Below are 6,000 nucleotides of genomic sequence, written 5' to 3' on the forward strand. Positions count from 1 at the left end.
GAATATCAACGCCGGTGCTTTCGTGCATCGGTTTATCCCCACTCGCGTGGGGAACCCACCAGCGCGCCCAGTTTTCCGTAAGCGTCCAGCGGTTTATCCCCACTCGCGTGGGGAACTCCTGTCAAACGGCGCCTGCCGCGCTCACAGGGCCGGTTTATCCCCACTCGCGTGGGGAACTCTAGTGAGCGAGCGCGATCAGTTCCGCAATATGCGGTTTATCCCCACTCGCGTGGGGAACTCGCGCGGCAGGCGAGTTGCAAGCCCTGCCAGAACGGTTTATCCCCACTCGCGTGGGGAACTCTCGATACATACGGATCCGCGATGAAGGAAAGCCGGTTTATCCCCACTCGCGTGGGGAACTCATCAACGACGCATGAGTTGCCGGTTTCCGGGTCGGTTTATCCCCACTCGCGTGGGGAACTCCAGCGAATATTTCACGCCCTGCCAGTAGATCGCGGTTTATCCCCACTCGCGTGGGGAACTCGTGGTGATGCCCATGTCGATCTGATCCACATCCGGTTTATCCCCACTCGCGTGGGGAACTCCGCGCTGTAACGCGTTCTGATTGCCTTGAGTTCGGTTTATCCCCACTCGCGTGGGGAACTCACTACTATATTCCCCGCCCTACCATCTGTGAGCGGTTTATCCCCACTCGCGTGGGGAACTCATTTACGATTAATGTCTGCGAGATTTTTCCCGCGGTTTATCCCCACTCGCGTGGGGAACTCGCTACCCATGCACCATGCAGGATTTTTCAGTTCGGTTTATCCCCACTCGCGTGGGGAACTCGTCCTGTCGTAATGCGATAGTCCGGCGCGGGCCGGTTTATCCCCACTCGCGTGGGGAACTCGCTTCGCGGTAGCCGTCCATCGTCGACGACCACGGTTTATCCCCACTCGCGTGGGGAACTCTAGCAAAACCGATGCGTAATGCGTCAGTTGGGCGGTTTATCCCCACTCGCGTGGGGAACTCGCCCGGTGCATAGCCGATTGCTCAAACAGGCGCGGTTTATCCCCACTCGCGTGGGGAACTCGTGGCACCAGCGGGAGCCGATACGGTTACAGTCGGTTTATCCCCACTCGCGTGGGGAACTCGTGACCTCATGGAACGAGTGTTTTACCATCAGCGGTTTATCCCCACTCGCGTGGGGAACTCCAGAGCGCTACAAAACTCGGCCTGACGCTGGCCGGTTTATCCCCACTCGCGTGGGGAACTCAGCACCGCGTGGTCGTCAGATGCCGCAATGGCCGGTTTATCCCCACTCGCGTGGGGAACTCCCTGGGCGGCGTGAAAGTGGAGCAGCCCCTCCAGCAGGCGGATCATATAGCCGTCATAGGCGTGGACTTCGTCCAGCAGCAGCACTTTATCCTGCATGCCCAGCAGGCGCAGGGACTGGTGGCGAAACGGCATTACCGCCATCAGCAGCTGATCGAGGGTGCCGACGCCGATTTCTGCCAGCAGCGCCTTTTTGCGCGAGTCGGCGTACCAGGCGTGGCACTGGCTGGTGGCGGTGGCCTCATCGCTGGCATACCGTTCGGCGGCCTGCGCCATCGGCTGCCAGATCGAGTGGCGAAACGCATCCGACATTTCCCGGGTGCTGTGCGCCAGCATCAGCGACGGCGCGGCGTCCGGGATAAAAAGCTGGCGGTAGGCTTTTTGCAGGCGCTGGTACATCGCGTTGGCGGTCGCCATGCCCGGCAATCCGACGTACAGCCCTTTGCCTTTTCCCGCCGACAGCAGCCGGTGGGCCAGGATCAGCGCCGCCTCGGTTTTACCGGCACCGGTGACGTCCTCCATTACGATAAGCTGCGGGCCGAGCGCGCTGATATCCAGCGCCGCCGCCTGCTGCTGCAGAGGCGTTAAATCATCAATAAAAGGAAATAGCGCCTGATGTCCGGAATAAGGATTGAGCATTGAAGGCAGCGGGATATTGCCCAGCGCGCACTCTGCCTTTTCCAGCGCCAGCGGCCAGTAATCGGCCAGCGGCATCGGCGTATCCTGCAGGGGAAACATCGCCTGGTCAGAGCCAATCCAGTCGCACAGGGTCATGACGCCCGCGAACAGCCAGCTCTGCTGGCGCAGGATTTTAAGCCCGTCTTTATTGTCCTCCTGCCACTGCTTCGGCAGGGAGAGCGGAAACAGCGCGTTAAGATCTTCCAGAAACATCCGCGCAGCGTCGACATCGGCCCGGCAGAATGCCTCCGCGGCTTTTCGGCTGCTTTCATCCGGCGGCAAGCCGTGGTGCCCGGTACTCAGCGACATCCAGATTTGCAGCGCCAGCGTATACTCGTCGCGCATTGGCTCCTCCACGCCGGCGATAATCTGATTCTCGCCCATGGTCCAGCCGTCGCACAGCTCGCGCCAGAGATACATTCCCAGAGAATCGTGGCGGCAAAAAGCATGAATGCCGCGCAGGGGCGGCATCAGCGGTGAGTCGGGAAAGCTGGCAAAGCGCTGAAAGCCGCGGGCGAATTTGCCGATATCGTGGGCGGCAAAAAGCCAGGCTATCCAGTTGAGAGCGCTGCTGCCCTCCAGCCCGCAGGCGGAGAGTTTATCGCGCAGGCCAAACCGGTTGGCAGCCGCCATCTGGTAGCCGCAGGCGGCCACATCCAGGCAGTGATAGACCAGCAGGTGCCAGTCGGGCAGGTTCTCTTCCGGCGGGCGCCGGGTTTTACCCCAGTAGCGAAAATAGGCGGGAGGATTGGAAAATGCCATTGTGCTTTGCGCGCTCCTTGCCGGCAGGTTGGTCGCTGAATGCTAACGACAATTGATACAGGGTTTTGCGCTGGTTCGCCGTGACAGTAATCGCGATTCGCACCCACGAAAGCCTGTTACGCTCGGCGCGGGTTAGATTTTGACGGGAAACAGCAGCGTCAGGCTGTCGACTGTGGAAGGTTCAAAGCCGAAGCGGGTATAAAAATCTTTGACCTCTTCACTCAGGGCGTGCACGACTACGGCCCTCATGCCAACCTGAGAGGCGATATTTTGCGTGCGGTATTGTGCGTCCTTCAAAAGCCCGGCACCAAGCCCCTTCCCCGCCCTTGCCGCGTTAACAGCAAGCCGGCCCAGTACGATGACCGGCACGGAATCAGGTGCGTTTCGTCGGTAAGCTCCCTGTACAGGGTTGCGCTGAACGCTGCCGGACGACAGGTAGTAATAGCCAACGACCCGGTTCGGATTTTCTGCGCAGACGACATAGACGCGAGAAATACCGGTACTATGGTTTCTGAGGGCCTTCTTCTTTAACCAATCACTCAGGCCCGGATCCTGGCAGCAGAACTCAGCAATATTATGCTCAGGCGTGAGGGATTCCGGCACTCTTATTCCCATGGCGATTTGCGATTCATCAGGTTATCGATACGCGCCTGTCTCTCCGATGTCACAGGAGCGTCAAGTTCCTCAAGAAACGCATTAAATTGCTCATCGCCGAGTAAAAAGAGGCGCCGATCGAGCAGAATGTCCCGGGCCTCGCGGCAGGCGGCCTCAAGCATAAAATCTGTTCGGGATTTCGAAACATGGTTTGCCGCCATGTCTATCAAATCGCGCTGGGACGCTTTTGCCCGAATATTGATGGGCGCTTCACGAACGTCGGGTTTCATAGATACCTCCTGTATAGCAGTTTGCTACACAGTTATAGGCTTTGTGTATAGAAATGCTATACAGCCCTGAGAGATATTGCTTGTTATTCGAACATTTTTATACCTGTCTCAGCGCTTTTGGCATTATCAGCGGCAGTCTGAGTACATATCCGCTGACGCGGGGAATACGGTGAGCACAACTATCGACGTGAGCGGGATGGACCTCTGAGGACAGGAACGAAAAGCCCGCGTGCGCGGGCTGTCTTGTCATCGCGGGGCGGTGCACTTCTTAAACGTAAACTGGATACCCGCTACGGCGGCGAGCTGTGAAAGCATCGAGAATGTCGGGTTCCCGTTCTCCGACGGCGCGCTATATACACTGCCGCGCGCCAGACCGGCCTTTTGGGCGTCGGCGGCGCGGTCTGATCCAACCCACGTAATGTTGACACAGCCCTAAGCGAGGTTCTGGTTTTCAAATTGTCCCGGGCTGAGACCACCACAGGCACTATGTCGGTGCCACCGATTGTAATCGCACTCGATATAATTAAACACCGCCGTCCGCATTAATTCCCTGCTGATAAAGCGTTTCCCGTGGATGCATTCCACCTTCAGCGAGTGGAAAAAACTTTCCGCACAGGCATTATCGTAGCAGCAGCCCTTTGCACTCATGCTGCCGCACAGATTATGCCGCTTCAGGAGCGCCTGATAGTCGATGAGCAGTATTGCCTGCCACGATCTGTGTGAACGATGACATTTTCCGGGCGCTTACGCCGCCACAACGCCATCTGTAGCACATCGCAGGCCAGTTGCGCAGTCATCCGTGACGACATTGACCAGCCGATAACGGCGCGCGACCACAGGTCTATGACGACAGCCAGATACAGCCAGCCCTCATCCGTGCGTAGGTAGGTGATGTCGCCCGACCATTTCTTATTTTGGACCACAGGCGTAAAAATCCTGCTTCAGCATGTTCTCCGACACCGGCAGGTCATGCTCGCGGTAACTGACCGGGCTGAACTTACGCGAAGCTTTCGCCCGCAGCCCCTGACGGCGCAGGCGGGCCGCCACGATTTTCACATTGAAGTGGTAACCCTGAGCATGCAGTTCATCAGTCAGGCGCCTTAGCGCTGTTTGCTCGGTGAAAAGCCCCGTGCACGGAGCTGTCACAACTCTGGCGGAACTGCTGGCGTGAGTTTAGCCTCATTCGCCGCTGATTCCACGTATACCAGCCACTACGGGCCACCCGGAGGGTGCGACAAATAGCTTTAATGCTGAACTCAGCCTGATATTTTTCAATAAAGACATACTTCATTTCAGGCGCTTCGCGAAGTATGTCGCGGCCTTTTGGAGGATAGCCAGCTCCTCAGCCTGCTCCGTCAACTGGCGTTTGAGGCGGGCATTTTCAGCGGCGAGTTCATTTTCACGGTCAGAGGATGAGAGCTGCTGCTGTTTACTGCGCCAGTTATAAAGCGGCGATTCATACAGGCTGAGCTCGCGGGCTGCTACAGCAATACCAATGCGCTCAGCCAGTTTAAGGGCTTCCTGACGGAATTCAGCTGTGTGCTGCTTGCGGATCTTTTTGGTGGTTGATGCTGGTTTTGTCATGTGAGTCACCTCTGGTTGAGAATCTACTCACTTAGTCGCGTGTCCACTATTGCTGGGTAAGATCATCAGTTTAACAATTGGTTTTCCGTTAACCCCATGCAATTATTATGGTTTAGTGATGCCGCTGACTGGCGGGTCTACGCCCCCAAAATCCCTCGTCATGATGACTTTGGTTAAATTCGTTTTGGTTTGTGATGAGGAAGTGCCTTTTTCAGACAGCAATAACAGGAGCTTAACGCATGGAAGATAAAGAAAATCGAGCTTATCACCGGCCTGTCTGGGATGACGACGGGCGGCTTCATTATGAAATCATTCCCCAGGCGAAAGAAAAAAATTACGTGGCGGTTTGCCTCAAGCCGGCCGACAAAGTGATCCCGGTGATTTTTCTTCCGGGAGTGATGGGGTCAAACCTGAAAAACGGAAAGAGCGAAGTCTGGCAGTTCAGCGCCCGATCACTTAAAAAATGGCCGCTTGCTGGTCCGGAGAAAAGGAAGTTTCTACTTGATCCGAAGACCACGACGGTTGACGACGGCGGGGAGATTTTAAACGACGGGGCTGACGGGAAAAAATTCCCCTCGCGGCGGGCGCGTGGATGGGGTAGCGCGTTTTACAAGAGCTACGGGGAGGCGCTCGACCGGCTGCAGTACCTGCTCAGCGACGACGATATCCTGCTGGATAATTACTTCAGGAAGGCGCAGCTGCAGACGGCGCGACAGCGTTTTACCGGCGTCAGGATAGGCAACGAGCCGGAGCAGCAGGTACTGACCGGGGAAGAAGTGGCGCACGGGCATCTGTTTTTATTTCCACTGCACGTGTT

The 6,000-nt window shown here is 57.0% G+C and carries 3 protein-coding genes, 4 pseudogenes and 1 CRISPR repeat array (1 of these 8 only partly in view); of the genes and pseudogenes, 2 read left to right on the forward strand and 5 right to left on the reverse strand.

Going from position 1 to position 6,000, the window contains the following annotated elements:
* Positions 1-1,277: a CRISPR direct-repeat array (repeat unit 29 nt; unit sequence CGGTTTATCCCCACTCGCGTGGGGAACTC); it begins 399 nt to the left of the window's first position.
* 16 nt (positions 1,278-1,293) lie between these two features.
* On the forward strand, positions 1,294-1,863 hold the full coding sequence (locus QZ766_RS12655; RefSeq protein ID WP_297202488.1) for a hypothetical protein: 570 nt from the start codon (positions 1,294-1,296) through the stop codon (positions 1,861-1,863).
* Positions 1,864-2,019: 156 nt separating this feature from the next.
* On the opposite strand, the pseudogene QZ766_RS23075 reads toward QZ766_RS12655, so the two are convergent.
* The 5 genes and pseudogenes from QZ766_RS23075 to QZ766_RS12675 form a co-directional block, all read right to left on the reverse strand.
* Positions 2,020-2,715 (reverse strand): annotated as a pseudogene (locus QZ766_RS23075) (CRISPR-associated endonuclease Cas3''); the annotation flags it as partial.
* Positions 2,716-2,847: 132 nt separating this feature from the next.
* On the reverse strand, positions 2,848-3,330 hold the full coding sequence (locus QZ766_RS12660) for a GNAT family N-acetyltransferase (RefSeq protein WP_297202490.1): 483 nt from the start codon (positions 3,328-3,330) through the stop codon (positions 2,848-2,850).
* Complete coding sequence (locus QZ766_RS12665) at positions 3,321-3,599, reverse strand: DUF1778 domain-containing protein (RefSeq protein WP_297202492.1); 279 nt, start codon at positions 3,597-3,599, stop codon at positions 3,321-3,323. The genes QZ766_RS12660 and QZ766_RS12665 overlap by 10 nt, the downstream gene beginning before the upstream one ends.
* A 246-nt stretch (positions 3,600-3,845) precedes the next feature.
* Positions 3,846-3,986 (reverse strand): annotated as a pseudogene (locus QZ766_RS12670) (DNA-binding protein); the annotation flags it as partial.
* A gap of 45 nt (positions 3,987-4,031) precedes the next feature.
* Positions 4,032-5,183, reverse strand: a pseudogene (locus QZ766_RS12675) (IS3 family transposase).
* Between the two features lie 239 nt (positions 5,184-5,422).
* Here QZ766_RS12675 and QZ766_RS12680 point away from each other — a divergent pair.
* Positions 5,423-6,000, forward strand: a pseudogene (locus QZ766_RS12680) (hypothetical protein); the annotation flags it as partial.

It is taken from the genome of uncultured Pluralibacter sp. (genome assembly GCF_913775985.1).
Taxonomy (GTDB): Bacteria; Pseudomonadota; Gammaproteobacteria; order Enterobacterales; family Enterobacteriaceae; genus Pluralibacter.

What these genes read in the sequence shown, in the direction of transcription:
- QZ766_RS12660 (WP_297202490.1), bottom strand. Translation starts at nt 3,330, where the DNA reads ATGGGAATAAGAGTGCCGGAATCCCTCACGCCTGAGCATAATATTGCT.
- QZ766_RS12665 (WP_297202492.1), bottom strand. Translation starts at nt 3,599, where the DNA reads ATGAAACCCGACGTTCGTGAAGCGCCCATCAATATTCGGGCAAAAGCG.